Source organism: Brevundimonas sp. AVps23W, from assembly GCF_058681395.1.
Map to the genome: position 1 here is coordinate 2,845,349 of NZ_CM178738.1, position 26,058 is coordinate 2,871,406.

Sequence of the window (26,058 nt, forward strand, 5' to 3'; positions counted from 1 at the left end):
CGCAGGCCACAGCCGGGGATCAGGCGCTGGTCCTGAGCCCGACGGGCTCAGGCGTGACAGACTCGGGCGCGTTGACCATGGCCAGCCAGTAGCCGACCAGCGAGATCACGCCGGTCACGGCGCCCAGCCAGGCGAGGGCCTGGCCAAGGCCCGACGGCCCCGGCAGGAGGGTGGTCATTCCTGCGATGACCGGCGGGACCACCAGCCCGGCCACGAGCGTACCGATGATCTTCAACGCAGCCAGGCTGGTGGCGCGCTCCTCATTGGGGATGAGCACGGCGATGGCGGCGGCGTTGACCAGATTGACGATGGTCCCCCCCACCAGCAGGACGAACAGGACCAGGGCGAAGCCGCCCACCGTCGGCATGACCGGATACAGGCTGGCCGGTATGCTGATGGCGGTGGCGATCAAGGCTGGCAGCAGAATGCCGCCACGCATCCTGAGCTTCTGGCCGGCGTCGGCCGTATACCCCCCGATCAGGGACCCGAGGACCCCCGACCCCAGGATGACCAGTCCGATCCAGGTTCCGAACTCGGCGGGGCCCTGGCCATACTGGCGGATCAGGACCGAGCCGACCCAGAGCGCGGCTGCGCCCTCTGCGAGCGATCCGGAAAACTGGCCCACGAACAACGGCCCGAGGAACCGGCGGCGTTTCCAGAAGGCGCGAAGCGTCGCGCCCAGCGCCGGGCTCGTCTGCTCGACCTCGTGCCGCGCCGGCTCCTTTATCAGGAACAGGGGCAGGACCAGCAGGGCGGCGCCTATGCCGACCAGCAGGTGGCTCTCACGCCAGGGCGCAAGGCCCAGCAGGCCGGCCCCGGGATGGGCGGAGAGATAGCCGAACAGCGTCCCGCCGAGGGCAAAGGCGGCGGCGGCCCCGGCCCAGGCCCCGATCGAGACCAGCAGCATCGACCGTCCCCGGCGCTCGGGCATACAGACGTCGGCGAGAATGGAGACGACGACAGGAAAGACGGTGCCGGCGCCGATGCCGGCGACCAGCCGGGCGGCGAACAGGCTGTAGAAGTCCTGCACGAAGGCCGTGCCGATGGTCCCGACGGCCCAGAGCGTGGCGAGCCCGATCAGAAGCCGGGTGCGCGTCCCGTGATCCACCATCCAGGCGATCGGCAGTGACAGGACGGCCACCGGAACCGCCGTCGCCGTGCCGACGATCATGCCGAGCTGAAGGTCCGTAAGCCCCAGCTCAAGCTTGGCGGCCTCCTGCAGGGGAGCCAGAAGCCCACCGACGGTCAGGGCCGAAAAGGTGGTGAGAGTCAGCAGCCAGATGACGCTCCAGCCGGTCTTGCGAAACCTGCCGGTCGAAGGCGGAGACGCGACCGGATCGGCCGCCTCCAAGGACGATGTGGTCATCTCTGATCTACCCGGTACCGGCACGGTTGGCTGGGCGGCGGGAGCGCCCTGAAGGTCGCTCCCGCCTTGGCGTCTAGAAGCTGCGCGTAATGCGGACGCCATACTGGCGCGGTGGTCCCGCGTAGCGCTGTCCGCTCTTCACGGCGCCGATGTATTCCTCGTCGAAGACATTGGTGCCGTAGGCCTGCAGCTTCCAGGCGCCTCCTGCGGGTTCGAACGTCAGCTGGGCGTTGACGATGTTGCGAGGTTCCAGCCGGTCGCCAAGGGCCTCATTGGCGAAGATGGTGCCGAAGGTCTCGGAGATGTGGCTGTAATCGACGCGAGGCGTCAGTACGCCGCCGGCGACGGCGAAGTCGTATTCGAGGCCCAGATTGACCGTCATCTCCGGCGCATAGGTCTGGGCGTTGCCGCCGACATTGACGCAGTTCGCCGAGGCCGGACCGGTGTCCGGGTCACACCCGCCAGTCAGCGAGCCCCGTTGGTCAATGGCGAAGAAGTCCCCCAGCTCCGAGTGCGACAGCGACAATCCGGCGTCGATGCCGAGCGCGCCGAAACGCCCCTGGGCCGAGGCTTCGAGACCATAGATCTTCGTCTCTCCGGCCACGTTGGAAATGGTGGTGATGGTCGGGGTGGTCGGATCGCCGATGATGACCTGGAAGTTCTCGTAGATGTTGTAGTAGCCGCCGATTTGGGTCCGCAGGCGTCCGCCCAGCATGGTGGCCTTCCAGCCCGCCTCGAAGTCGACGACCTCCTCGCCCTCGAAAGCGCCCGGGGTGACGCCCAGGATGTTGGGGCCGTTCAGCCCGCCGGCCTTGTAGCCGGTCGCCACGAAGCCATAGAGGAAGTTGTCCTCATCCAGCGTCCAGTTCAGCGCGACCTTGCCGGTGACCTTCTCGTCCACGACCCGGTCGTCCTGGGTAATCGAAAGCCCCAGGGCCGGGATGGCGCTGACGGCCTCGTTCTCGACCGTCGAGCGCGAGAAACGCGCCCCCACCTGAAGCTCCAGCCGGTCTGTGAGATCATAACTCACCTGGCCGAAGGCGGCCGCGGTCGTCTTCGGATTGCGGCCCTCAAGAGTGGTCGCAATCAGAAGCGGCATGGTCGACGACAGATACTGGGTGGTGATGTACCCGCCCTCGGGGAAGGTGATCAGATCATCCTGATAATAGGCCCCGATGATCCAGCGCAGCGAGCCGGTGTCGGGCGAGATCAGGTTGAACTCCTGTGACCAGAGCCTCTGGCTCACATCGATGTGGGAGGTGAACGGCAGGGTCGCGGTTCCGTCCGTATCGGAATCGACCAGCGAACTCCCGTCCTGATAGCCCGAGATCGACCGCAGGATCATGCCGTTGTCGAACGTATAGCTGATGTTCAGAACGGACCGGAGCATCTCGTCCTGCGCCGCGAACGGCCCGTTAGTGCGGATGTCGAACAGACCGTCCGTCGAGCCGACGGGGGTGGTGGGATAGCCCCCGAGATCCAGCTTGCTATAGTCGGTCTTGAACAGGACGCGCAGAGCGTCGGTCGGCTGCCACAAGACGCTGACGCGGTAGCTCTGGTTGTCCACCGCGCCAGGCTCGCCTTCGGTGGGGGCGCCCTCCACGACATTATAGAAGCTGTCTCGCTGGTCCGTGTTGAAAGCCAGTCTCACCGCAAGGGTGTCGGTGACCGGCACATTCAATGCGCCTTGCAGGCGGACGTGGTCGTAGTTGCCGAACTGACCGGTGAAATAGCCGCCGACGCCCGCCAGATCAGGGTTCTTCTCGGTGATGAAGACCGCTCCGCCGGTCGCGTTCTGGCCGGCGAACGTCCCCTGGGGACCGCGGAGCAGCTCCAGGCTTGCGATGTCGTAGAGGGGTTCGTTTTGCAGATAGGCCGGAAAGACCGCGACGCCGTCGCGGTAGGTGATGACCCCCACGCCGATGCTCGAGGAGTTCTCGGTCTTGCCGATCCCGCGGATGTTGAAGCTGTTGCCCATACCCGAGTTCTGGACGGTCACCGACGGTGCGGCGAACTGCAGAGATTCGATGTTGGTCACACCCTTGTTCTGCAGTTGCTCGCCACCGAAGACCGTCGCCGCGATCGGCGTCTGCTGCAGGTTGCTGGTGCGGCGCTCGGCCGTGACCACGACCTCCTCCAGCGCCGGACTCGTGTCCGGTTCCGGAACCGCCTGCTGCGCCTGAGCCGCCCCGCACCAGATCAGTGCCAAGGCTGAGCTCGAAATCCAAATGCTGCGACCCATGAAAGGCCCCCTTCTCGCTGGTGTTTCCCGGGCGATCTCCGTCGCCATAAACAAAGGTGTTTCACCGAAGGCCGGCTTCGTCAACGATCATTCATGAAAGAATGAACATCTTTGACACCCACGACCGCTGTGAGGCCGCTCGGTTGCAGGGAGCCCGGCACGGCGTCACGCCTGCGAGGATCGGTCGTTCCCGATGCGAATGAGTGCGCCAGCCTCAAAGCGGCGCGTCCTGCCGAAGGCCGGAAGGCCGGCGAGCCATATGAGGAAAAAGGCTTCGGGAACTGGACCAAGAAGGGGACGGAAGCGCAGGTCGGCGGATTTAGACGATTATTTTTGCCGCGTGGCGGACAGAGAGGGATTCGAACCCTCGGTAGGCTTTCACCTACACACGCTTTCCAAGCGTGCGCGATCGACCACTCCGCCACCTGTCCGTTTCACGCCACGTCTTGCGCGCCGCCGGAGGTCGATCCGGCGGGAGGCGGGCCTGATAGAACACCATGGCCCCCTCGGCAAGCGCCTCTGACATCCCCATATAGGCGCTGACGTCATTTTCCTTACGAAAGCCACCCCGATGCTGTTCAAGAAGAGCGCCGAACTGCCCACCGCCGAGACCGCGCTGCCCGGCCGCGCAGAGCCGCTGGCGACCGACACCATCCATTATGTCAGCGGCAATCCGCTGAAGGGCCCCTATCCCGAGGGGTTCCAGACGGCGATCTTCGGCATGGGGTGTTTCTGGGGCGTTGAACGGATCTTCTGGTCGGCGCCGGGCGTCTGGGTGACCTCGGCCGGCTATTCGGGCGGGATCACGCCCAATCCGACCTATGAGGAGACCTGCACCGGCCGCACCGGCCATACCGAGGTGGTCAAGGTGGTGTTCGACCCCCAGGTGATCACCTATGCCGAACTGCTGAAGGCCTTCTGGGAGAATCACGACCCGACCCAGGGCATGCGCCAAGGCAATGACGTGGGCACCACCTACCGCTCCGCCATCTACACCCTGAACGCCGAACAGCAGGCCGAAGCCGAGGCGTCGCGCGACGCCTATCAGGCGGCCCTGACCAAGGCGGGACGGGGAACGATCACCACCGAGATCGAACCGGCGGGCGAGTATTTCTACGCCGAGGCCTATCACCAGGGCTATCTGGCCAAGAACCCGGCCGGCTATTGCGGCATCGGCGGGACCGGCGTGGTCTGCCCCATCGGAGTCGGCGTCGAGGCCTGATCACCCGGTATCGGGCGAAATGTCCTTTGGCCGCCGGCTAGGCGTCGGCGGCCGACAGGCGTAGGGAACGGCGAAAAGGTCCAGGGAGCCGCTCATGTCCGCCTTCGTCCACCCCGATGAGATCCGCAGCCGTTTCTCGGCCGCCCTGTCCGCCATGTACCGGGCGGAGGTGCCCCAGTACGGCGAGCTGCTGGCCCTGGTGTCGGAGGTGAATTCGCAGGTGCTGAAGGCCGATCCGGCCGGAGCGGAGCGTCTGGCCGCTGCCGGCGAACTGGCCCGCCTGTCGGAAGAGCGTCACGGCGCCATCCGCGTCGGCACGGCGGACGAACTAGCCACCATCGCCCGCGCCTTTGCGGTCATGGGCATGGCGCCCGTCAGCTATTACAACTTGGCCCCAGCAGGGGTGCCGGTGCATTCGACCGCCTTCCGCCCGGTCGATCCGGCGGCCCTGGCGCGCAATCCGTTCCGGGTCTTCTGCTCCCTGCTGCGGCTGGAGCTGATCGAAGACGAAGGCCTGCGTCAGGAGGCCGCCGCAGCCCTGGCCCGGCGCGACATCTTCACCCCCGGCGCTCGCGCCCTGATCGAGACGGCCGAGACCGCCGGCGGACTGGAGGAGGATCAGGCCGACCTTTTCGTGTCCGAACTGCTGGAGACCTTCCGCTGGCACGCCGAGGCCACGGTCAGCGCCGCCACCTATGAGCGCCTGGTCGCGGCCCACCGGCTGATCGCCGATGTGGTCAGCTTCAAGGGCCCGCACATCAACCACCTGACGCCGCGCACCCTGGACATCGACGCCGCCCAGGCGGCCATGCCCGAACGCGGCATCACGCCCAAGGAGACGATCGAGGGTCCGCCCGCCCGCGCCTGCCCCATCCTGCTGCGCCAGACCAGTTTCAAGGCCCTGCAGGAGGCCATCGCCTTCCCCGGCGCGGACGGCGCCGTCCAGGGGGTCCACACCGCCCGCTTCGGCGAGATCGAGCAGCGCGGCTGCGCCCTGACCCCCGCCGGACGCGCCTTGTATGACGCGGCCTTGGCGAGCAAAGACTTCTCGGCCCTGCCCGACGACTGGACGGCGCTGCGCCGCAACGGCCTGGCCTGGTTCCGCTATCGCGCGACGCCGCAAGGCCTGGCCGGGCGCGCGGAGACGACCGACCTGGAGGCCCTGATCGTCCTGGGACACGTCGTCGCGGAACCGATCACCTATGAGGACTTCCTGCCCGTCAGCGCGGCCGGGATCTTCCAGTCCAACCTCGGCGCCGAGGTGCGCGAAGCCTATGCCGTCGATCCGGCCAAGGCCGATTTCGAACAGGCCCTGGGCCGTTCGGTGCTGGACGAAATGGCGCTGTATCAGGCGGAGCAGGAGGGGGCAGCCGCCGCGACGCTGAAGGCCTTGGGTTTGAACACGGCGGCCGCCTAACCTCGAAGCCTGTCAACCGTCACTTGACAGTTGTCATGATAGGCGTGAAGTTGGCGGCGTGGAAATCGAAAGCATCAGGCACAAGGCCTTGCGGCATTTCGCGGAAACGGGAAAAGCCAAGGGCCTGCCCGCCGCGCTGGTAGGCCGGATCACCAATATCCTCGCCTATCTCGACGCCATCGCCACGGAAGATGAGTTGCTGGCGCCGCCCAACTTTGGCGCACACCGGTTGACGGGCGATCGTGCGGGAACCTGGTCCCTGACCCTCACCAAAAACTGGCGTCTCACCTTCCGAATCAACGAAGCCCTCGCGGTCGAGGACATGGACTTGGAGGATTATCACTGATGACTGTCCGACTTCATTCCGCATTCGCGGTTCACCCCGGCGCCTGGCTTCGCGACGAGCTCGTGACGCCCCGGAATTTGAGCGTCACGGCCTTGGCCGACGCGCTCGGCGTAACGCGTCAGGCCGCCAGCAATCTGCTGAACGGCCGGTCGGGGGTGTCCGCCGAAATGGCCATCCGCTTCGAAAAACTGTTCGGCGTCAGCGCCGACACCCTGGTGCGCATGCAGGCCAAGCATGACCTCGCCAAGGCCCGCGCCCACGAGCAGGATATCCAGGTGCGTCCGCTGGCCGCAGCTTGACGAACCCTTATCCAGATCGTCCCTGTATTGCCTGACGCCGCGCACCGGATCATAGACGCGGCCGTGCCCCCCTCCGCTCCCTCGTCCACGCGCCGTTATGATCTGGATTGGATCCGGGTCGGGGCCTTTGGCCTGCTGATCCTGTACCATGTCGGCCTGGTGTACGGGGTCTATGGATGGCACGTGCACAGCGTCCACACCTTCGAGTGGATGCGCGAAGCCATACTGATCACCAATCCCTGGCGGCTAACCCTGTTGTTCCTGGTGTCCGGGGCGGCGCTGCGGTTCATGACCTTCCGGCGCAGTCCGCGCGAGGTGGCGCGCGCCCGGTTCGAACGGCTGGTCCCGCCCCTGCTGTTCGGCGCGGTGATCCTGGTGCCGATCCAGTCGTGGATCGAGGCGATGGACAAGGCCGGCTGGCCCGGCGGGCTCGCCGGTTTCGCCGCCTGGATGGTGCATGAGTTCAGTTTCAGCGGTCTGGCCGACGGCGTGCCGGTCAACCACCTGTGGTTCATCGTCTATATCGCCGCCTACAGTATCGTCACCGTCCTGCTGTGGCGCCGGCCGGGCCTGATCGACCGCATCGGCGGGTGGCTGGAGAAGGCGCTGGCGGGACCGCGCGTCCTGATCTTGCCGGTCCTCTATCTGATCGCCATCCGCATCCTGCTGTTTCCCTGGTTCGGGGTGACGAACGTCCTGCACTGGGACTGGTACAATCACGCCCTGTCGCTGGGGGCCTTCGTCTTCGGCTTCAGCATCGTGGGGCGCGAGACGATCTGGCGCGATATGGAGCGGTATCGCTGGGTCGCCCTGGGGCTGGCGGCGGTCGCCCTGCCGATCATGATGGCCCAGGTCTGGCATCCGGGCGGGCGGGCCTTCTGGGGCGTGCCCAAGGCCATGGTCTATGGCCTGGACCAGTGGGCGGTGATCGTCGCCATCCTGGGCTTCGGCAGCCGGCATCTGCGGTCGCGCGGCGGGCCGGTGCTGACCTATCTGACCGAGGCCACCTTCCCCCTGTATCTGGCGCACCAGACGATCCTGGTCGCGGCGGTCTGGATCATCCGCCCCGCCCGTCTGCCGGTGGGGCTGGAGGCCCTGTCCCTGCTGCTGATCACCTTCCTGGGCAGTTTCGCCGTCTATGAAGTCGTGAAGCGGATTCCCGCCATCCGGCCGCTGTGGGGATTGAAACCGCTGGACGGCCGACCCTGGCCGCTGGACCTCGAGGCGCTGCGACGCCCGCCCGCCCGCTATCACCGCCGCCGTCGCCTGTTGGCCATCGGCGTGGCCGCGCCACTCCTGGCGCTGACAGTGGTGGCCGCCGCCATCGCCGCCTATCCCGGTTTCGACAACGCCACCCAGTATCTCAGCGAACTGGGCGGGGCGACGGCCCAGGCGCCGATCATCTTCAACGGGGGGGTCTTCGTCGCCGGGGTGATGGCGGCTCTGGCCGGGATCGGCTTTGGCCTGGCCGTCTACGCCCTGACGGAAAAGCGGGTCGCCGGCGCCGTGATCGCCGTGGTCTTTGTCCTGGCCGGAGCAGGCATGTCCGCCTCGACCCTCTATCCTTGGCCGGACCCGCGCCACATGGTCATCAACCTAGCCCTGGGCATCCAATTGGCCCCAGTTCTGCTGCTGTGGGGACTGGCGTCACGACGGGATCTGCCTCGGCTAAAAATCTTCCTCGCCGCCACTTTTGTCATCATGGCGATTCTGACGGTTGTTACAAAACACCTGGTCTTCCCCGGCACGGTCAACGATGCGAATGTCGGCTGGTGGGAGCGCGCCTACGCCATTGTCCTAGTCTGCTGGGTAGGGATTGCAGCCTGGGTTCTGGACCGTAAACTGTTGCAAGACGCAGCGGATTCGCCTTCTGCGGGGCCTGTGGCCGACCCTGCGACACGCCCAGGGTAAAAATCCCCCATATTTTTTGGCTATATCAACATTGCGTGATTGAAAATCGCGTGAATGTGATCGACTATAGGGGTCGTGCTGCAATGCAGCGCGCCACTGCTTCCCTGCCTTCGGGAGTGCGGTCGGTCAACACGGGGGCGTCTAGAGCGGCATGAACAAGCTGGCGATCCGGCCTGTCGAACAGGCTGAATTCGAGACGATCAACTCGGCTCCGCAAGGGCCGGCCTGGTCCTGGCTGCCGGATGAAGCCCCGCTGGCCATGCCGGTGCAGTCGTTGGCCGCGCCTGACGCCGTCGCAGAGGCGATCCCCGCCACCTCGCCGCACACGGTCGCCCTGCGCCGTCTGATGCTGCTGGCCGGCACCGTGGTCCTGACCGGCCTGTCAGCCATCACCCCCTTCTACCTTTACGCCCGCAAGGGCTGGGACGGCACCGAGATCCTGGCCTTCGGCATCTTCATGCTGCTGATCACCGCCATCTCCTGCTGGTTCGTCAGCGGCCTGATGGGTCTGTTCGTCATGCTGCGCGGCAAGGACCAGGCCGACCTGGCCTTCGCCCCCCACCCGGCCCTGCCGCGCACCCGCACGGCCCTGCTGATGCCGTTGTACAACGAGGACGCTCGCGCCTCCTTCGCCCGTCTGGCGATGATCGACCAGTCGCTGACCCGCCTGGGCGCCGCTGCGGCCTTCGACATCTTCGTGCTGAGCGACTCGACCAAGGAAGAAGCCGCCGCCTCCGAACGCTCGGTCTTCCAGGCCTTCCGCCTGACCGCCGGCTGCAGGTCCTTCTATCGCCGCCGTTCGGACAACGCCGAACGCAAGGCCGGCAACCTGGCCGAATGGATCCGTCGTTTCGGCGGCGCCTATGAGAATATGATCGTCCTGGACGCCGACAGCACCATGGCCGGCGAGACCCTGCTGCGCATGGTCGACGCCATGGAGCGCAATCCCGGCATCGGCCTGATCCAGACCGCCCCGGTCATCATCAAGGCCCGCACCATCTTCGCCCGCGTGTCGCAGTATTCGGTGCGCCTGTACGGCCGCGTCGCCGCGGCGGGCCTGGCCTACTGGACCGGTTCGGAATCCAGCTACTGGGGCCATAACGCCATCATCCGCACGCGCGCCTTCGCCGCCTGCTGCGGCCTGCCCCACCTGCCGGGTCGCAAGCCCTTCGGCGGCCATATCATGAGCCACGACGTGGTCGAGGCCGCCCTGATGCGCCGCGCCGGCTGGGCCGTCCACGTCAGCGCCGCCCTGGACGGATCCTGGGAAGAGACCCCGCCGTCGATCACCGACTTCATCCGCCGCGACCACCGCTGGTTCCAGGGCAATCTGCAGCACCTGGGCCTGATCGGCGCCAAGGGGCTGTCGCCGATGAGCCGCCTGCAGCTGGCCATGGGCTGCATGGCCTATCTGTCCTCGCCCCTGTGGCTGGCGTCGCTGATGGTCGGCCTGTTCATCCAGATGTTCTATCCGGTCGACTGGACCAGCTTCTTCTACATCCTGAACCCCCAGTTCACCCCCTTCATGCTGGCCTCCTTCCTGTCGGGCGTGCTTCTGATCGGGCCCAAGTTCATGGGCGCCGCCTTGGTCCTCAGCCGACCGGCCGAGTTGCGCGCCTTCGGCGGGCGTCGCGCCATCGCCAAGGGCATGGCCGCCGAGATCGCCCTGTCGGCCATCCTGGCCCCCATCCTGATGGTCGCCAACACCAAGGCCTTCATCCAGATCCTGTCCGGCCACGACACCGGCTGGACCACCCAGCAGCGCGAGGCGGACGGCCTGGCCTGGTCCGACGCCTTCCGCGCCATGCGCTGGCAGATGATCGCCGGCGTCGGCTTCCTGGTCCCGCTGTGCGTCCGCCCCGACCTGGCCACCTGGTTCGCCCCGATCGTCCTGCCCCTGCTGCTGGCCGCCCCGATCACCGTCTGGACCTCGCGCGTCCGCTCGGGCGACAAGCTGGCCGCCAAGGGTTTCCTGGTCACCCCGGCCCAGGACGGCGTCAGCGTCAATCCGGCCGTCCTGCACACGCCGCGCTCGCCGCTGCGCGCGGTCGCCGGCGGCGTCCTGGCCCCGGTCGCGGCCCCGGCCATGGTCCCGGCCCGCGCGCCAGAGCTGTAAAGCCAGGCGAAACCGATGCATGGCGGCCACAGCGTCGCCATAACCGCTACGGTCAAGCTCGACGTAACGCCGCGCAAACCTCACCTTCCAGCCTCAGCACTGCTGGGGACCCGATTCCATGACCAAGAAGACCGGCGCAGACTCCAAACCCGACCTGCGGCTCGTCGGCGCCGAGGCCGCCGTCTATGATCTGATGCGCGCGCCCGAGACCACGGGCGAACGGGTCAAACGCCTCCAGCTCGAAGCCCACGCCCTGGCGCTGGAAGAAATCGAACAGTTCGAAAAACTCCTGACCCAGGCGGCGGAAAAGGCGAAAGACATCGCCTCGGGCGGCGACGCCTATCCCGTCGGGGTGCGCGAAATCGCGGCGCGCCTCGCCGCCGACCTTCCGAACCGGGCCGAGACCATCCGCACCATCGTCGGCCGGGTCGGCTGACAACGGGGAACGGCTCGCCGCCTCGACCGCTTTCCTGAAGACCCCAACAGTCTTCAGGAGACCCGTCATGGACGACCGCTTCGACGCCCGCGCCAACGACACCGCCGACCAGGAACGCGCCATCCAGCGCGACATAGACGCCAAGGACCAGCAGTCCGGCGGCGACGAATCCTCTGACGCCGTCCAGGCCGGCGCCCGCACCTATCCCGCGCCGCCCTTCCCCAAACAGCACCAGACCAAGCCCGGCGACGAGGGCGCCCTGGACCCCGCCCCGATGTACGACGCCCCCTTTTGGAAGGGATCGGGCAAGCTTGAGGGCTTCGCCGCCCTGATCGCCGGCGCCGATTCCGGCATCGGCCGTTCGGTGGCCGTCCTGTTCGCCCGCGAGGGCTGCGACGTCGTCATCTGCCATCTGGACGAGGACAATGACGCCGAGACCACCAAGGCCGCCGTCGAGGCCGAGGGCCGCCGGGCCGTGGTGCTGAAGGGCGACGTCGCCGATCCGGCCTTCGCCGAGGCGGCGGTCAAGGCCACGCTGGACGCCTTCGGCCGTCTGGACGTCCTGGTGCCCAACGCCGCCTTCCAGGAACACGTCAACGCCTTCGAGGACCTGACCTACGAGCATTTCGACCGCACGCTGAAGACCAATCTCTACGGCTATTTCAACATGACCAAGGCCGCGGTCCCGCACATGAAGTCCGGCGGCGCCATCGTCATGACCGGCTCGGTCACGGGCCTGATGGGCAACAAGGACCTGCTGGACTATTCCCTGACCAAGGGCGGCATCCACGCCTACGCCCGCTCGCTGGGCACGCATCTGGCGCCGCGCGGCATCCGGGTAAACGTGGTCGCCCCCGGCCCGGTCTGGACCCCGCTGAACCCGGCGGACAAGGACGCTGACAAGACGGCCCAGTTCGGCGCCGAGACCGTGATGAAACGCCCGGCCCAGCCGGAAGAGATCGCTCCAGCCTACGTCTTCCTAGCCTCGCCCCAGATGTCGAGCTTCATCACCGGCGAGATCCTGCCGATCCTGGGCGGATATTCGGGGGGATAAGCCCCCCCCCCCTCGTCATCCTAGGGCTCGTCCCTAGGATCCATACTCCCGGTCTCTGACGTCGGACATCGGGAGTATGGATCCTCGCCACAAGGGCGAGGATGACGGCCTTAGATGGGTCGCGTTGCCTTACGCCAGCACGTCGTCGTAGTCGGGATGCCGCTTGTGCCAAACGACGGCGTAGCTGCAGCGGGGAAACAGCTTCAGCCCCTTTTCACGCGCGTATTCGGCCATCGACTGCATAAACCGGCTGGCGGCGCCCGAACCGCGCAGCCCCTGTTCCGCCTCGACGTGCAGGATCATCCGGGCTCCGCCGCGCACGGCGTAGTCGGCCCAGACCCGACCGTGCCCGGCCTCGCTGTCGAACTCCTGTTCGAAGCGGTTCTCTTCTGTGGCGTCGGTGAACGGTCCCATACTCAACTCCCTTTTCGCTTCAACAGCTTGAGGGGTGAGATGTTCCATCGGTACGGTGCGTCAGATCGGCTTGTCTTGCAGCAGATTGATCAAGCCCAGCACGCTCTTCACCGTGAACCAGACGCTGAGCAGGAACAGAGCCAGCCCGCATAGCAAGCCGGTGATTATGCCTATGCCGATCGCGGCGAGAGGGATGCTGATGATGACGCCGATCCACAGCGCGACCGTCCACCAGATGACCGACCAGAAAAGCCGGATTTGGCTGTCGATATGCTGGCGGGCCACGCCCACCGCCGTCGCACGCGCCACATAGGACACGACCAGCCCGACCAGCACCAGCACATTGGCGCTGGGGATCGACAGGATGAACAGGGCCCAGGCGATCAGGGCGGCGACCTTGCCTTCCGGCTCCTGGCCGGCGGAGAAGTTGGGTTCGGTCGTCATGGTCGCCCTTTCAGAACAGCCAACTGCGAGGATTGTCGATCGGCCGCCCGGCCTTCAGCCGCAGGACGCCGAAGGCGCCGCGCGCCAGCACCCACAGGGCCAGCAGGAACAGGGCGAAGACCCCGATATTGACGATCACCAGAAGCCCGCCCAGCACCGCCGCCACCGCTGCGCTCCAAAGGGTGCGCTGCTGATAGACGAAGTGGCTGCCCGCCAGCGGCTCGTCCGGCGCGTCGCGGCCCGTCACCGCCAGCAGGGCCAGCAAGGCGGACAGGCCCAGGGTCGGCACCGCCAGCAGGATCAGCACATAGACGGCGTACAGGCTCATCGGGGCCGGTCGTGCGGCGGGGGCGAAGCGAGGCGTCGCCGCCGCAGTGAAGGCGGGGGTCACGGGCGCCGGCTCCGGCGGGTCGAACAGATCGCGCTCCGGCTCCGGCGGACGCGCCGCCATGGGCTCGATCCTGGGTTCAAACGCCGGTTCGGGTTGAGCGTCAGGCCGGGCCTCTGGTTCGGGCTCGGGCTTAGGCTCTGGCTTAGGCTCTGGCTTAGGCTCTGGCTTAGGCTCTGGCGTCCGCGGCACGCCGACCAGGCAGGCGGGCGAGACGAAACCGACATGGGCGTCATGATCGTGATCGTCGTCTTGGGCGTGGGGGCCCTTCGGATCGCCGGGTTCGGCCATGATATCGAACGCTTTTTCTCACGCCGTCGAAACGGCCGGACTATTAACCAACAATGGCCGCGCGGAAGGCCCGACGCAACCTATCGCCCCAGCACGATCTCGCAGCCCGGCGCGATAACGGCCTGAAGGGCGCCCGGCTTCTCGATCCGCACCGTCGCCCGCTGCACCCGCCGGTCCTCCAGACAGGCCCGCGCCAGACGTTCGGCGAAGGTCTCGACCAGGCCCACATGCCCCTCGGCCGCGATGGCCCGCGCCGCATTGGCCACGGTCTCGTAGTTGATGGTGTCGCCCAGACGTTCGATGGACTTGGGCGCCAGCTCCAGGGTGACGTCGATGACCAGCCGCTGCAACCGCCCCAGTTCGTGGTCATAGACCCCGATCCCGGCCTCGACCTCCAGCCCGCGCACAAAGACGCTCAGCCGCTCGTAGCGCAGCGGCTCGTCCGCCGGAAACGGCGACACCGACGACGACTGGACCACGCGACTACTCCTGGATGTCCGGGGTGCGCCAGGCCAGATGCTGGCCCCCATCGACGGCGATCATCTGGCCCGTGACCATCCGCGCGTCAATGAGCCACAGCACCGCCTCGGCCACCGCCTCGGGACTGCCGGGGGTCTGCAACAGGGTGCCGCGCGCCTCGGCGGCGAATTCCTCGGGGGTCTGGTGGATCGACGGCAGGGTCGGCCCCGGCCCCACGGCATTGACCCGGATGCCCGGCGCCAGGGCCTGGGCCAGGGTCCGGGTCGCCCACCACAGACCGTTGCGCGACAGGCTATAGGAGAAGAAGCGCGGATCCGGCTTCAACACCTTCTGATCCAGCAGATTGACGATCACGCCCTCGACAGTCTGGGCTGCAAAGGCCTCGGCCAGCACGATCGGCGCCCGCAGATTGGTCTCCAGATGCCGGTCCCAGCTTTCGCGGGTCAGGCCGCCGATCCGGTCGTCCTCAAACACCGAGGCGTTGTTGACCAGAACCGTGACCCGCCCCAGAGCCTCGGCCGCCGCCGGAACCAGGGCGCGCACCTTGGCCTCGTCCTTCAGATCCGCCTGCAACAGACACGACCGCCGCCCCAGGCCCGCGATCTCGTCCACCAGTTTCCGGGCGTCTTCGCCTGACGCGTGGTGATGCACGGCCACGTCATACCCGGCCTTGGCCAGGGTCAGGCAAATGGCCCGCCCGATCCGTCGCGCCCCGCCCGTGACCAGGGCGACGCCCCGCACGGCGCTGGGGGCCTGATCAGTCAACCCGGCCGAACTCGACCAGGTTCATGAGGGCGATGACGGCGATGAAGCCGAAGATAATGCCGAGCGCCAGCATGTTTATGCTCCTGTTGCCCTTCAGGATTAGAGCGAGTGGCGCCGGGGTTCAAGCGTCCCTTCCGTCATCCCTGCCCGCGTCACATTAGGGAAACATCCGCCTCCGGACCGAAACACCATCGATACCGGATGACCAAACGACGCCCGCAATGCTCCGCTTCACTGGCGCCTCGCTTTCAAGAGGACCAGAATGCACGACGCCCCCCGCCCGAGACGCCTGCACATCACCGGCGCGCCCCGCAGCGGCACCACCCTGCTCCACGTCATGATCCTGACCTGTTTCGACATCGACGGACCGGTCGAGGCGGAACAGCGACTGCGCCGTCCCGTCCCGCGCGACCGCCGCCTGATCTGCACCAAATGTCCGGGCGAGGTGGATGCCGCCGTCGCCATCCTGAAGCTGGACCGCCGCCTGGACGTTATCTACCTGGCCCGCGATCCGCGCGAGGTCATCACCAGCCAGCACGCCGCCTACCCCGGCCGCTATTTCACCAATCTGCGGGTCTGGCGCCGCGCCGCGCGGGCCGCCGCGCGCGCCCAGGGCCATCCGCGCTTTCATGTCGTCGATTATCGCCGATTGGTGACCGAGCCGGACCTCGTACAGGCCGAGCTGATGACCGTCATGCCCTGGCTGCGACCGGTCCGTCGCTTCTCGGACTATCATCTCGGCGTGGTTAGGCCGAATGCGGAATGGGTTCCGGCCATGCGGCTGATCCGTCCCGTCAGTCCGTCCAGCCTGGGCGCCTGGCGCCGTCACCTGCCCCGGCTCCAGGGTCAATTGCATCGTCACGGCGATCTCGGCGACGAGCTGATCGCCCTGGGCTATGAGCCTGACCGCGCCTGGATGCAGCTTCTGGACGAGGTCGAGCCCGACCTGACACCCAGCATCAACACAGAGACCCCGTCGCTGCGTCGCCGCCTGAAGGAACACCTCCCCCGCCTGCGCGACATGGCCCTCTATCTGATGCGCAACCGGGGCGCTGCGGCGCGGTCCTTGACCTAGCGGTGATCCCTGATGCCATAGATCGCGACATGAGCACCTGGCGAACCCGCATCGAACCCTTCACCCGCCCCCTCTTCTTCGTCTGGTCGCGACTGACGCGCGGCAAGACCCTCGGGGTGCGTGGCGTGGCGGTCGATGCGGGCGGGCGGGTGCTGTTGGTCAAACACACCTATCTGGCCGGCTGGTGGCTGCCCGGCGGCGGGGTGGACAAGGGCGAGACCACCCAGGACGCCGTGGTGCGTGAACTGAGGGAAGAAGCCGGTCTGATCGCCCGCACCCCGCCGCGCCTGATCTCCATCCATTCCAACGAGCGCTTCTTCCCCGGCGATCATGTGGTGGTCTTCCGCATCGACGCCTTCGACCTGGGCGAGCGGTCCAGCGAGGGCGAGATCGCGGAGATCGGCTGGTTCCATCCCTCCGCCCTGCCCGAGGATGTGAACCGAGGAACGCGGGCGCGGCTGGCCGAAATCTTCGACGGCGTACAAACCGATACAAATTGGTGAGACGGATCGCCTGCGGGACGGCGTTATTCTGGGGACCACGAAAGGACATCCCATGCCCGTCACCCGCCGCGCGGCCCTGCTGGGCCTAACCCTCGCCGCCCTGTCGACCCCAGCCCTGGCCCAGCGCCGCCTCGCGCGGCGGCGAACCGACTCCGGCCGCAGTTCCGTCGCCCCCGCCCACACCTGGACCTTCGGCCCCGATCCGCTCCAGGCCTATGACGTCTATGCGGACCGTGGAACCGGGCCGATCCTGATGTTCATCCATGGCGGCGGCTGGTCGCGCGGCGAACGGGCGATGGTCAGCGAACTGCCCGCCTACGCCCAACGCCATGGTTTGACCCTGGCCTCGACCAGCTATCGCCTGGCCCCCGCCGTCAGCGCTCGCGAATCGGCCATGGACGTCGCCGCCGCCATCGCCGATCTGAAACGCCGCCTGCCGGGTCGCCCCCTCTATCTGCTGGGCCATTCGGCCGGTGCCCATCTGGCCGCCCTGGTCGGGATCGACTCCGATTATCTGGGCGCGGTGGGGCTGAGACCGTCGGATCTGGCGGGAGTCATCCTGCTCGACGGCGCCGGCTATGACGCCACCGCCCCGCGCGGGGACGGCCGGCTCGACCAGTGGCTGGGCCAGACCTACGACCAGGCTTTCGGCGACCAGGCCGCCGCCCTTTCGCCGACGCTGCGCGTCCGACCCGGCGTCGCCTATCCGCCCTTCCTGATCTTCCACGTCGCCCGGCGTCAGGATTCGGCCGTCCAGAGCCGCGGCCTGGCCGAGGCCCTGACCCGCGCCGGCGGCCGCGCCGATGTCGTCGCCGCCCCTGACGACAGCCATATGACCATCAACCGCGGCTTCGGCGTCGCCGGCGACCCCGAGGGTGAACGCGCCGCCCACTTCATCTCGGGCTAGCAAACGGCCAGGGGCGTGCTAGCCAAGGCGTATGAACCCCTCGCTCCTCGCCATTATCGTCGTCGTCCTGGCCGGGGGCGCCACCGCCCTCCAGGCGCCGACCAACGCCAAGCTGGCCACAGCCGTCGCCTCGCCGGTCAATGCGGCCTTCATCTCCTTCGCCGTCGGAACGACGGTGCTGGGGATCATGGCGGCCCTGATGCAGACCAGGCCTGACTTCGACGCCGCCCGCGCCCTGCCCTGGTACGCCTGGTTGGGCGGGGCCTACGGCGCCTGTTTCGTCGTCGCCGCCGCCTGGGGCGTGCCGCGCCTGGGCGTGGCCATGACCATCACCCTGATGGTGGGCGGCCAGCTGTTGCTCAGCCTGATCCTCGACCATTTCGGCGCCCTGGGCGTGCCGCGCCAGCCGCTGAACCTGGGCCGCATCGCCGGCGTGGGTCTGGTTCTGGCCGGCGTGCTGCTGGTACGCCGGTCGTAAAATCTCACCTCCCCTTCGCGAAGGCGAAGGGGAGGACCGGCGATCGCGTCAGCGAGCGCCAGGAGGGGGCGACCCGGTGTCTGAAGCCGGCGAGGTCATCACCACTGCCCGAGTCGCCCCCTCCTGATCGCTACGCGATCTGTCCTCCCCCCGCGCCTTCGCGCGCGGAGAGGTGACGCAGACGCCGTCGCGCCCCTATATCCACCCGGATGACCGAGGAGACGCTCGATTCGAACCTGACGGCTGCGGCCCTGATCGCCGACGAGGCGCGTCGGGCGCCCGATAAGCCGGGCGTCTATCGCATGTATGGCGAGGACGGGTCCTGCCTCTATGTCGGCAAGGCCAAGTCGCTGAAGAAGCGCATCGTCCAGTACGCGCAAGGAAGGTTCCACACCCAGCGCATCGGCCTGATGGTGGCCCAGACCCGGTCGATGGAGCTGGTCGTCACGGCGTCGGAGACCGAGGCCCTGCTGCTTGAATCCAACTTCATCAAGAAGCTGAAGCCGCGCTTCAACGTCCTGCTGCGCGACGACAAGTCCTTCGCCGAGCTGATGATCCGCAGCGACCACCGCGCGCCCCAGGTGAAGAAACATCGGGGAGCCCACACGACGCCCGGCCACTATTTCGGCCCCTTCGCCTCGACCTGGGCGGTGAACCGGACCCTGAACACCCTTCAGAAGGCCTTCCTGCTGCGGTCCTGTTCGGACAGCGTCTACGAGACCCGCACCCGCCCCTGTATGCTGCACCAGATCAAGCGCTGCTCGGCCCCCTGCACCGGCCTGATCTCGCTCGAGGACTATGGCGAACTGGTCACCGAGGCCGAACAGTTCCTGCGCGGCAAGTCGCGCGCCGTCATCGGCCGCCTGTCGCAAGAGATGCAGGCCGCCTCCGACGAGATGGACTTCGAACAGGCCGCCCGCGTCCGCGACCGCATCCGGGCCCTGTCCGCCATCTCGATGGAGAACTCCGTCAGCGCCGACAGCGTGGCCGAGGGCGACGTCTTCGCCCTGCACTCCGACGGCGGCCAGGCCTGCGTCCAGGTCTTCTTCTATCGCGCCGGTCAGAACTGGGGCGGCCGCGCCTATTTCCCGCGCGTGGACAAGACCGACACCGATCCCGAGATCCTGGCCGCTTTCCTGGGGCAGTTCTACGAGGACAAGCCGATCCCGCGCCTGATCCTGTCCAACATCCGCCCGCACGAGCTGGAACTGCTGGAAGAAGCCTTCTCGATGAAGGCGGATCGTAAGATCGAGATCGTCCGCCCCATGCGCGGCGAGAAGCTGGCCCTGGTCGGTCACGCCCTGACCAATGCCCGCGAGGCCCTGGGCCGCCGCCTTGCGGAAAGCTCGGCGCAAGGGAAAATCCTCGACGAGGTCTGCGAAGCCTTTGGCCTGGAGACCCGGCCCGAGCGGATCGAGATCTACGACAACGCCCATATCCAGGGCACCAATGCGGTAGGCGGCATGGTCGTCGCCGGTCCCGACGGCTTCCAGAAGTCGCAGTATCGCAAGTTCAACATCCGCGGCGAGGACCTGACGCCCGGAGACGACTACGGCATGATGCGCGAGGTGATGCGCCGCCGCTTCGCCCGCCTGGTCAAGGACGAGGAAGAGGGCGAGGACGCCGTCCGTCCCGACCTGCTGCTGATCGACGGCGGCGCGGGCCAGCTGGCCGAGGTGCTGGCGGTCTTGGCCGACCTGGGCCTGGACGACATCGCCGTGGTCGGCGTCGCCAAGGGGCCGGACCGCGACGCAGGCATGGAGAAGTTCTTCATGCCCGGCAAACCGCCCTTCATGCTGCCGCTGAAGTCGCCGGCCCTCTATTACCTCCAGCGGCTGCGCGACGAGGCCCACCGTTTCGCCAACGGCGCCCACGCCAAGCGCCGCTCGATGGATATCAAGAAGAACCCGCTGGACGAGATCGAAGGCGTCGGCCCCGGCCGCAAGAAGGCCCTGCTCCACGCCTTCGGCTCCGCCAAGGGCGTCGGCCGGGCCTCGGTGTCGGATCTGGTCAAGGTGGACGGCGTCAGCCAAGCCCTGGCCGAACGCATCCACGCCTTCTTCAGGCAGCCGTAGACCGCCTCACCACTCCAGCAGGGTCAGGCCGGGAATGTCGCGAAAGTCTTCGCCGTTACGGGTCACCAGGGTCGCGCCCGCAGTGATCGCCTGCGCCGCGATCATCCGATCCAGCACCTTGCGTCGTGAGAAGCCGCAGGTTTCGACGATAAACCGGTAAGCCTGCGCCTCGTCAGATCCGAATGGAAGCACCGGCACGGCCTCCAGCAGGGCGTCCAACCTCGCCCGCCGTTCTGCGGTGCTTGCGTCCAACCGGCCAAGATCTGCTTCCAACTCCACACGGCTGATCACGGACAACAGAAGCGGCGGGTCGAGGGCATCCACCCGCTCGTCGATCAGCGTGTCGCCATCCCGTAGATGAATGGCGACATTCGTGTCGAGCATATAGGCCACGCCTAGAGACCCGGACGTTCTGGAATCTCGACCTCGTGGCGGATACCGATGCTGGCTGGCTTGGGCAGGTTACGAAGCTTGGCCAGCATCTCTTTGACAGGTTTTCTCTTGGGCGAAATGGTCACGACGTCGCCCTTGCGATCGATCTCGACCTCGACGCCCGGCCCGAACGCAAACTCCTTCGGCAGGCGCACGGCTTCACTGTTGCCGCTACGGAATGTTCGACTGGTGACGGGCATGGCGCGCTCCTCTGTATACACACGTATACACGATTTATCAGCGCCGCTCAAAGCGCTACAGGCGCCTCATGAACGACATCGACGACGAACTGACCGCAGGCTACCGCCGGTTCCGCACCGAGCATTGGCCCGCCGCCCGCGCCGAGTATGAAGCCCTGGCCCAGGGCCAGAAGCCGCACACCCTGATCGTCGCCTGTTCCGACAGCCGCGCGGACCCCGCCCTGATCTTCGACGCGGCCCCCGGCCAGCTGTTCGTGGTGCGCAACGTCGCCAATCTGGTCCCGCCCTATGAGCCCGACGGCCTGCTGCACGGTGTGTCTGCAGCGCTGGAGTTCGGGGTCAAGGTGCTGAACGTCAAGCGGATCGTCGTCATGGGTCACGCTCACTGCGGCGGGGTCAACGCCATGCTGAACGGCGCCCCCGACATCTGCGCCGATTTCGTCGCCCCCTGGGTGGCGCAAGGGGCGGCCGTCGTCCGCCGCGTGGCTGAAGAAGTGTCCGAAGACCAGGTTGAAGGCGCCGCCGAAGAAGCCGTCGTCCGCCTGTCCATCGAAAACCTGCGCACCTTCCCCTGGATCGCCGAGCGCGAGGCGGCCGGTGAACTGACCCTGACCGGCCTGCATTTCGGCATCGCCGACGGCGTCCTGCGCGCCCTGACGAACAAGTCGAGGTTCGAACCGTTGGCGTAAGCGTCTGCTTTCCAGACCGCCCAATTCTTGTTATGTTCCCGTCATGGCTACCAATGTTCATCTGACGCCTGAGCTGGAACATTTCGCGCGCGACCGCGTGAATTCAGGTCGTTATTCCAGCGTCAGTGAAGTGGTGCGGGACGGTCTGCGCCTGCTTCAGGACCAGGAACAGGCGCGCCGCAGCGCAGACGCCGCGCGTATCGAGGAAGATCGCCTCCAGAAGGAGGAAAGCGCGCGTCGGCAACTAGCCTTTAAGGCCATGCTGGATCGTTGGAGCGCCATGCCCACCATCGACATTGGCCCGTGGACCCGTGACGAGTTGTACGATTGAAGGTCGCCCTCGACACCAATGTCATGGTGTATGCAGAGGGTGTGAACGGCCCTGACCGTGAGGCGGCGGCGCGGCGCGTGGTGGATCGGCTCCATGCCAACCATCAGGTGGTTGTACCCGCCCAATGCCTGGGCGAGCTCCATCGTGTTCTTACTGGAAAGGCGCGAATGACGGCTGCCATGGCGGCGGAAATCGCAGACAGTTGGCGACGTCTCGCAGTCATTCCCCCGACCAGCGAGAACATACTCTTTTCTGCATTCGAATTGATTGCGGCGCACCCGCATCAGATCTGGGACGCCATCATCCTTTGCGCCGCCGCCGAAGCCGGATGCGGCCTTCTGCTTTCCGAAGACATGCAGGACGGCTTCGTCTATCGAGGCGTCACCGTCGCCAATCCGTTCGCGGAGACGCTCCACCCCCTGCTTGCGTCCCTGCTGGAGACCCCGTCATGACCGCCGCCACGCATCGCGCCAATCCCATTCCGAACATCCTGACCGGCATCCGCCTGTTCGCGGGGGTGGTGATGTTCGCCATGCTGGCCGGCGCAGCGCCGGGCGCGCTGGACGCCTGGTTGTCGCCGGAGGTTCAGCTGAAGTTCGGGGTCTGGGCCTTCTGGATCTTCGTCATCGCCGCCTCGACCGACTGGGTCGACGGCTTCCTGGCTCGGCGTTGGAACTCGACCACACGCTGGGGCGCCATTCTGGACCCGATCGCGGACAAGGTGCTGATCACCGGGGCCATCCTGGGCGTCTTGGCGTCCGGCTCCCTGCCGGGCATCGCCCTGCCCTGCGGCCTGATCCTGTTCCGTGAGTTCGCGGTCTCGGCCCTGCGCGAGACCATGGCAGGGCGGATCGAACTGCCCGTCACCCTGGCCGCCAAGTGGAAGACGACGGTGCAGATGGTGGCCCTGGCCGCGCTTCAGCTGACCCTGTTGTGGAGCGCCTTCGGACTTCAGAACCTCGACGGTTCGCCCCTGGCCTGGCAGCCGGCGTTTGAGTCCTTCGCCGTCTTCCTGATCTGGTTCGCCGCCGTGATCACCCTATGGACCGGCTGGCAGTATTTCCACGAAGCCCGCCGCCAGATGCGGGACCTCTGAAGCCGTATCAGGGGCGCAGCGTCAGCCCGGCCGGCGTCGCCTCGAACGCCGACAGACGGCCCAGATAGCTCATGCCCAGCAGCGAATAGGCCAGGCCTTCCTCGACCACCAAAGCCTCGACATTGTCCACCCGGACCCCGGCGACCGAGATCGACTTCAGTTCGACAGGCGCAGCGCGAACGACGCCCGAGGCGGTCTGAACCTTGCCGGTGAAATCGTCGGGCGCGGGATCGACGCCCAGCCGGCGCGCGTCGGCGCGGGTCAGGGCCACGACGCTGGCGCCGGTATCGACCAGCACCTGCACCGCCCGGCCGTCGATCTTGGCCTGGGCCCAATAGTGGCCGTCCGGCCCTTTCACCACCTGGGTCGCGGTCCCCGACGCCGGCGCGGCGACCTCGGTCGAGACGCCCCCCGTCGAAGCGGCCATGGCGGCCTCGCCCCCGTCCAGATGGCGGATCGTCAGGGCCGTCGCGAACGACGCCACAAGGGCGACGCCCAGCACGGCGGCGGACTGAAGGTCGATGCGGATCATGGACCCTGCCTATCGGACCCAGGTTGGAATGGCGTGAACCGACTTGGCTGACAAAACCTTAATCCGCGCCTAGCCCAGCTTGGCGGGATCGATCCGGTCACGCCGGGACGGCAGATCCGCCATCACCGCCGCCCTTTCCGCATCGCTCAAGCCCCGCCAGCCGGCGATCTCCTTCAGGGTACGAAAACACCCCAGGCAAAGGCCGCTGGCCCCGTCCACAGCACACACCATGACGCAGGGGGTCGCGATCGCCTTGGGCGGCCCGACAGGACGCGAGGCCTCGCTCAATGTGACACCGTCACAAAATATACTCCGCTTGCTGATCGAAAAATTTGCAATTAACCGAAAATCGACTATGTTGGCCTCTGACGCGAAACGACTGAGGGTGAGATTCCCATAGGTACGACGCGTCTCTTTTCATCGTTCTGGGAAAGGAGACGCCAAGATGAACGATAAGGAGCGTAACCTCCAACACGCCATGATGTCCTTTGCTCTATGGGGCGGGATGCTGGTCAACAGTCGGCATATGCCGTCGAACTCGGGACGTGTGGTCAGCCACCCGTCCAACTTCGTACCCTATACGCCCAAGAAACGCTGACGGCCTCGAAAGCCTGACGTGCAGCAGCCCCGGCCCTTCGCCGGGGCTTTTGCAATTCCGGGCTTGCGTGACGCGGCGTCGGCGTCCGATGACGGGACGAACCAAGGAGACGAGCATGGGCCTGATCGCCGAAACCCGCCAGGGCGCGATCCTGATCTGGACGCTGGACCGCGAGGCCCGGCTGAACGCCCTGCCCGACCTGACAGACGGCGACGACTTCGCCGAGGCCTGCGCCCGCGCCAATGCGGACATGACGGTCAAATGCGTGGTCCTGACGGGCGCAGGTCGCGCCTTCTCCGCCGGCGGCGACCTGACCGCGATGCGCGACCGGCGCGATCTGTTCGAAGGCTCCGGCGCAGACATCCGCGCCCGCTATCGCCGCGTCGTCCACCGGATCGTCCGCAGCCTGTATGATCTAGAGATTCCGCTGGTCTCGGCCGTCAACGGCCCGGCCATGGGCCTGGGCTGCGGCATCGCGGCCACCGCCGACATCCGTATCGCGTCGGAGCGCGCCAGCTTCGGCGTGCCCTTCCTGAAGTTGGGCATCATCCCCGGCGACGGCGGGGCCTGGCGCCTGCCGCGCGACGTCGGCTACGCCCGCGCCGCCGAAATGCTGTTCACCGGCCGCAGCATCGACGCCGAGACGGCCGAGCGCTGGGGCCTGGTCAATCGCGTCGTGCCGCACGATCAGCTGATGGACGAGGCCCTGATCACCGCCAGCCAGATCGCCGCCCAGCCGCCCCAGGCCCTGCGCATGGCCAAGACCCTGATGCGTCAGGGTCGCGACCAGACCTTCGAACAGATCCTGGAGCTGTCGGCCGCAATGCAGGCTCTGGCCCATATGACCGACGACCATCTGGAAGGCGTCGCCGCCGTGCTGGACAAGCGGCCGGGAGATTTCACCGGCCGCTGATCCGTTTCCTTACTGGGCGCGCATCGCCTGGTTGGGTCCGACGCCGGCCGCGACCGCGCGCTTGGCGCCGGCGGTCTCGCCCGGCTTCATGAACTTGACCAGAACGCGCTGGCCGATCAGCAGCGGCGCGTCGCCGGCCGAGGCCACGACCTCGACCACCCGCTCATCGGTGCGCTGCGACGGATCGTCCGAGGCCAGTTTGCGGGCGCCGAACACCGCCGCCCGGCGCATCACAGCGCCGATATAGACCTTGGAGGTGTCGCCTTCCGGCGTGATCTCGACCGCCTGACCGTCGCGCAGGTTGGGCAGATCGCTTTCGACCACCTCGGCGCGGACGATGCGCGGCGCATCCGGCTCCAGATCGAACATGTTGGAGACGTTGAGGGTCGAAGCGCCCGCGCCCGGGTTGGCGTAACGGCGCACGATTCGACCGTTGGTGGGCGCGCGGATGATGGTCAGCTCCTGATTATAGCGCGCCTCTTCCAACTGGGCCCGCGCGGTTTGCACAGCCGCCGCCTGCGACCCCAGACGCGCCTGAGCCACGGCGATCTGGTCGTCGGCCTGATCGATGCGTTGGGCCGCGACAAAGTTGGTGGCGACCAGCCGTTGCAGACGGTCACGCTCGCGCTGGGCGGTGCGGATATCGACGCGGATCTGGGCCAACTGGCTCTCGGCCTGGGCCACCGCTGCGGCCGCGCTCTGCACCGCCAGCCGCGGTTCATCATCCTCCTGGCGGGCCAGGATCTGACCGGCGACGACGGCGTCGCCCTCCTGCACCAGCACCTCGCGGACGATGCCGCCGCGACGGGCCGCGATCTGGATGATGCCGCCCTCGACATCGACCTTGCCGTTGGCGATGGCCGCATACGGGCTCTCGACCTTGGTCGCGGCCGCCTTCTCCTGTTCGGCCTTCTTGGTCTTGGCCGAGGATTGGAACAGCATGAAGCCGACCACCACCACGATGACCAGCAGCAGGCCGAACCAGGTGCGTTTTTTCTTCAGAAAGCCGGGCATGGGCGTGTCGTCCTAGGAGAAATT

31 protein-coding genes and 1 tRNA gene are annotated in these 26,058 nt (G+C 67.0%); 19 read left to right on the forward strand and 13 right to left on the reverse strand.

Going from position 1 to position 26,058, the window contains the following annotated elements:
- Window positions 1–19 precede the first annotated feature (19 nt).
- From ACW177_RS13815 to ACW177_RS13825, 3 genes are all read right to left on the reverse strand, one after another.
- Window positions 20–1,366 carry an MFS transporter gene (locus ACW177_RS13815; protein WP_492026252.1) on the reverse strand — a complete coding sequence of 449 codons (1,347 nt, stop codon included), beginning with the start codon at window positions 1,364–1,366 and terminating at the stop codon, window positions 20–22.
- Between the two features lie 73 nt (window positions 1,367–1,439).
- Window positions 1,440–3,608 (reverse strand): TonB-dependent receptor, encoded by a 2,169-nt coding sequence (locus tag ACW177_RS13820; RefSeq protein ID WP_492026253.1) that lies wholly within the window; start codon window positions 3,606–3,608, stop codon window positions 1,440–1,442.
- Window positions 3,609–3,949: 341 nt separating this feature from the next.
- Window positions 3,950–4,039: transfer RNA gene (locus ACW177_RS13825), tRNA-Ser, on the reverse strand.
- Window positions 4,040–4,179: 140 nt separating this feature from the next.
- On the opposite strand from ACW177_RS13825, the gene msrA reads away from it, so the two are divergent.
- The 8 genes from msrA to ACW177_RS13865 all read left to right on the forward strand — a co-directional run bounded on the left by msrA (window position 4,180) and on the right by ACW177_RS13865 (window position 12,409).
- Window positions 4,180–4,830 (forward strand): peptide-methionine (S)-S-oxide reductase MsrA, encoded by a 651-nt coding sequence (gene msrA / locus ACW177_RS13830; RefSeq protein WP_492026254.1) that lies wholly within the window; start codon window positions 4,180–4,182, stop codon window positions 4,828–4,830.
- A 94-nt stretch (window positions 4,831–4,924) separates the two neighbouring features.
- Window positions 4,925–6,247, forward strand: coding sequence for a 2-oxoadipate dioxygenase/decarboxylase family protein (locus ACW177_RS13835; RefSeq protein ID WP_492026255.1), 1,323 nt, complete (start codon window positions 4,925–4,927; stop codon window positions 6,245–6,247).
- 58 nt (window positions 6,248–6,305) lie between these two features.
- Window positions 6,306–6,593: a type II toxin-antitoxin system RelE/ParE family toxin gene (locus ACW177_RS13840; protein WP_492026256.1), complete on the forward strand. Its 288-nt coding sequence runs from the start codon at window positions 6,306–6,308 to the stop codon at window positions 6,591–6,593.
- Complete coding sequence (locus ACW177_RS13845) at window positions 6,593–6,892, forward strand: HigA family addiction module antitoxin (RefSeq protein WP_492026257.1); 300 nt, start codon at window positions 6,593–6,595, stop codon at window positions 6,890–6,892. Before ACW177_RS13840 ends, ACW177_RS13845 begins: the two co-directional genes overlap by 1 nt.
- Before the next feature lie 63 nt (window positions 6,893–6,955).
- A complete protein-coding gene (locus ACW177_RS13850; protein ID WP_492026258.1) occupies window positions 6,956–8,803 on the forward strand; it encodes an acyltransferase family protein in 1,848 nt (615 codons plus the stop codon).
- Between the two features lie 151 nt (window positions 8,804–8,954).
- Complete coding sequence (gene mdoH, locus ACW177_RS13855; protein WP_492026259.1) at window positions 8,955–10,919, forward strand: glucans biosynthesis glucosyltransferase MdoH; 1,965 nt, start codon at window positions 8,955–8,957, stop codon at window positions 10,917–10,919.
- 118 nt (window positions 10,920–11,037) lie between these two features.
- A complete protein-coding gene (locus ACW177_RS13860) occupies window positions 11,038–11,355 on the forward strand; it encodes a hypothetical protein (protein WP_492026260.1) in 318 nt (105 codons plus the stop codon).
- Between the two features lie 67 nt (window positions 11,356–11,422).
- Window positions 11,423–12,409 carry an SDR family oxidoreductase gene (locus ACW177_RS13865; protein WP_492026261.1) on the forward strand — a complete coding sequence of 329 codons (987 nt, stop codon included), beginning with the start codon at window positions 11,423–11,425 and terminating at the stop codon, window positions 12,407–12,409.
- Between the two features lie 129 nt (window positions 12,410–12,538).
- On the opposite strand, the gene ACW177_RS13870 is transcribed toward ACW177_RS13865, so the two are convergent.
- The 5 genes from ACW177_RS13870 to ACW177_RS13890 all read right to left on the reverse strand — a co-directional run bounded on the left by ACW177_RS13870 (window position 12,539) and on the right by ACW177_RS13890 (window position 15,191).
- The gene (locus ACW177_RS13870) at window positions 12,539–12,823 is read right to left on the reverse strand and encodes a GNAT family N-acetyltransferase (RefSeq protein ID WP_492026262.1); all 285 of its coding nucleotides are present in this window, start codon (window positions 12,821–12,823) and stop codon (window positions 12,539–12,541) included.
- 60 nt (window positions 12,824–12,883) lie between these two features.
- Complete coding sequence (locus ACW177_RS13875; protein WP_492026263.1) at window positions 12,884–13,267, reverse strand: hypothetical protein; 384 nt, start codon at window positions 13,265–13,267, stop codon at window positions 12,884–12,886.
- Between the two features lie 10 nt (window positions 13,268–13,277).
- Entirely contained in the window at window positions 13,278–13,718 is a 441-nt protein-coding gene (locus ACW177_RS13880; protein WP_492026264.1) for a hypothetical protein, read from the reverse strand.
- 308 nt (window positions 13,719–14,026) lie between these two features.
- Window positions 14,027–14,425 carry a dihydroneopterin aldolase gene (folB, locus tag ACW177_RS13885; protein ID WP_492026265.1) on the reverse strand — a complete coding sequence of 133 codons (399 nt, stop codon included), beginning with the start codon at window positions 14,423–14,425 and terminating at the stop codon, window positions 14,027–14,029.
- A 4-nt stretch (window positions 14,426–14,429) separates the two neighbouring features.
- On the reverse strand, window positions 14,430–15,191 hold the full coding sequence (locus ACW177_RS13890; protein ID WP_492026266.1) for an SDR family oxidoreductase: 762 nt from the start codon (window positions 15,189–15,191) through the stop codon (window positions 14,430–14,432).
- A 262-nt stretch (window positions 15,192–15,453) separates the two neighbouring features.
- Between ACW177_RS13890 and ACW177_RS13895 the strand changes: the two genes are divergently transcribed.
- From ACW177_RS13895 to uvrC, 5 genes are all read left to right on the forward strand, one after another.
- Window positions 15,454–16,266 carry a sulfotransferase gene (locus ACW177_RS13895; protein ID WP_492026267.1) on the forward strand — a complete coding sequence of 271 codons (813 nt, stop codon included), beginning with the start codon at window positions 15,454–15,456 and terminating at the stop codon, window positions 16,264–16,266.
- A 29-nt stretch (window positions 16,267–16,295) separates the two neighbouring features.
- Window positions 16,296–16,769 (forward strand): NUDIX domain-containing protein, encoded by a 474-nt coding sequence (locus ACW177_RS13900; protein ID WP_492026268.1) that lies wholly within the window; start codon window positions 16,296–16,298, stop codon window positions 16,767–16,769.
- A gap of 52 nt (window positions 16,770–16,821) precedes the next feature.
- Entirely contained in the window at window positions 16,822–17,676 is an 855-nt protein-coding gene (locus ACW177_RS13905; protein ID WP_492026269.1) for an alpha/beta hydrolase, read from the forward strand.
- Between the two features lie 31 nt (window positions 17,677–17,707).
- The gene (locus ACW177_RS13910; RefSeq protein WP_492026270.1) at window positions 17,708–18,154 is read left to right on the forward strand and encodes a DMT family transporter; all 447 of its coding nucleotides are present in this window, start codon (window positions 17,708–17,710) and stop codon (window positions 18,152–18,154) included.
- A 209-nt stretch (window positions 18,155–18,363) separates the two neighbouring features.
- Window positions 18,364–20,229, forward strand: coding sequence for an excinuclease ABC subunit UvrC (gene uvrC / locus ACW177_RS13915; RefSeq protein WP_492026271.1), 1,866 nt, complete (start codon window positions 18,364–18,366; stop codon window positions 20,227–20,229).
- A gap of 6 nt (window positions 20,230–20,235) precedes the next feature.
- On the opposite strand, the gene ACW177_RS13920 is transcribed toward uvrC, so the two are convergent.
- Entirely contained in the window at window positions 20,236–20,613 is a 378-nt protein-coding gene (locus ACW177_RS13920; protein ID WP_492026272.1) for a PIN domain-containing protein, read from the reverse strand.
- 11 nt (window positions 20,614–20,624) lie between these two features.
- Window positions 20,625–20,861, reverse strand: a complete 237-nt coding sequence (locus ACW177_RS13925) for an antitoxin (protein ID WP_492026273.1) — start codon at window positions 20,859–20,861, stop codon at window positions 20,625–20,627.
- A 68-nt stretch (window positions 20,862–20,929) separates the two neighbouring features.
- On the opposite strand from ACW177_RS13925, the gene ACW177_RS13930 reads away from it, so the two are divergent.
- The 4 genes from ACW177_RS13930 to pgsA are packed head-to-tail and all read left to right on the forward strand — an operon-like array spanning window position 20,930 to window position 22,977.
- Window positions 20,930–21,550 carry a carbonic anhydrase gene (locus ACW177_RS13930; RefSeq protein ID WP_492026274.1) on the forward strand — a complete coding sequence of 207 codons (621 nt, stop codon included), beginning with the start codon at window positions 20,930–20,932 and terminating at the stop codon, window positions 21,548–21,550.
- A 43-nt stretch (window positions 21,551–21,593) separates the two neighbouring features.
- Complete coding sequence (locus ACW177_RS13935; protein ID WP_492026275.1) at window positions 21,594–21,881, forward strand: type II toxin-antitoxin system ParD family antitoxin; 288 nt, start codon at window positions 21,594–21,596, stop codon at window positions 21,879–21,881.
- Entirely contained in the window at window positions 21,878–22,333 is a 456-nt protein-coding gene (locus ACW177_RS13940; protein ID WP_492026276.1) for a PIN domain-containing protein, read from the forward strand. The genes ACW177_RS13935 and ACW177_RS13940 overlap by 4 nt, the downstream gene beginning before the upstream one ends.
- Window positions 22,330–22,977: a CDP-diacylglycerol--glycerol-3-phosphate 3-phosphatidyltransferase gene (gene pgsA / locus ACW177_RS13945; RefSeq protein WP_492026277.1), complete on the forward strand. Its 648-nt coding sequence runs from the start codon at window positions 22,330–22,332 to the stop codon at window positions 22,975–22,977. Before ACW177_RS13940 ends, pgsA begins: the two co-directional genes overlap by 4 nt.
- Window positions 22,978–22,984: 7 nt before the next feature.
- On the opposite strand, the gene ACW177_RS13950 is transcribed toward pgsA, so the two are convergent.
- Complete coding sequence (locus ACW177_RS13950; RefSeq protein WP_492026278.1) at window positions 22,985–23,509, reverse strand: retropepsin-like aspartic protease family protein; 525 nt, start codon at window positions 23,507–23,509, stop codon at window positions 22,985–22,987.
- 69 nt (window positions 23,510–23,578) lie between these two features.
- On the reverse strand, window positions 23,579–23,740 hold the full coding sequence (locus ACW177_RS13955) for a DUF1289 domain-containing protein (protein WP_492028125.1): 162 nt from the start codon (window positions 23,738–23,740) through the stop codon (window positions 23,579–23,581).
- A 214-nt stretch (window positions 23,741–23,954) separates the two neighbouring features.
- Between ACW177_RS13955 and ACW177_RS13960 the strand changes: the two genes are divergently transcribed.
- Both ACW177_RS13960 and ACW177_RS13965 read left to right on the forward strand, forming a co-directional pair.
- The gene (locus ACW177_RS13960; protein WP_183196055.1) at window positions 23,955–24,107 is read left to right on the forward strand and encodes a hypothetical protein; all 153 of its coding nucleotides are present in this window, start codon (window positions 23,955–23,957) and stop codon (window positions 24,105–24,107) included.
- Window positions 24,108–24,222: 115 nt separating this feature from the next.
- Window positions 24,223–25,020, forward strand: coding sequence for a crotonase/enoyl-CoA hydratase family protein (locus ACW177_RS13965; RefSeq protein ID WP_492026279.1), 798 nt, complete (start codon window positions 24,223–24,225; stop codon window positions 25,018–25,020).
- Between the two features lie 9 nt (window positions 25,021–25,029).
- Here the strand turns inward: ACW177_RS13965 and ACW177_RS13970 are convergent, their stop codons facing one another.
- Entirely contained in the window at window positions 25,030–26,034 is a 1,005-nt protein-coding gene (locus ACW177_RS13970; protein WP_492026280.1) for an HlyD family secretion protein, read from the reverse strand.
- Window positions 26,035–26,058 lie beyond the last annotated feature (24 nt).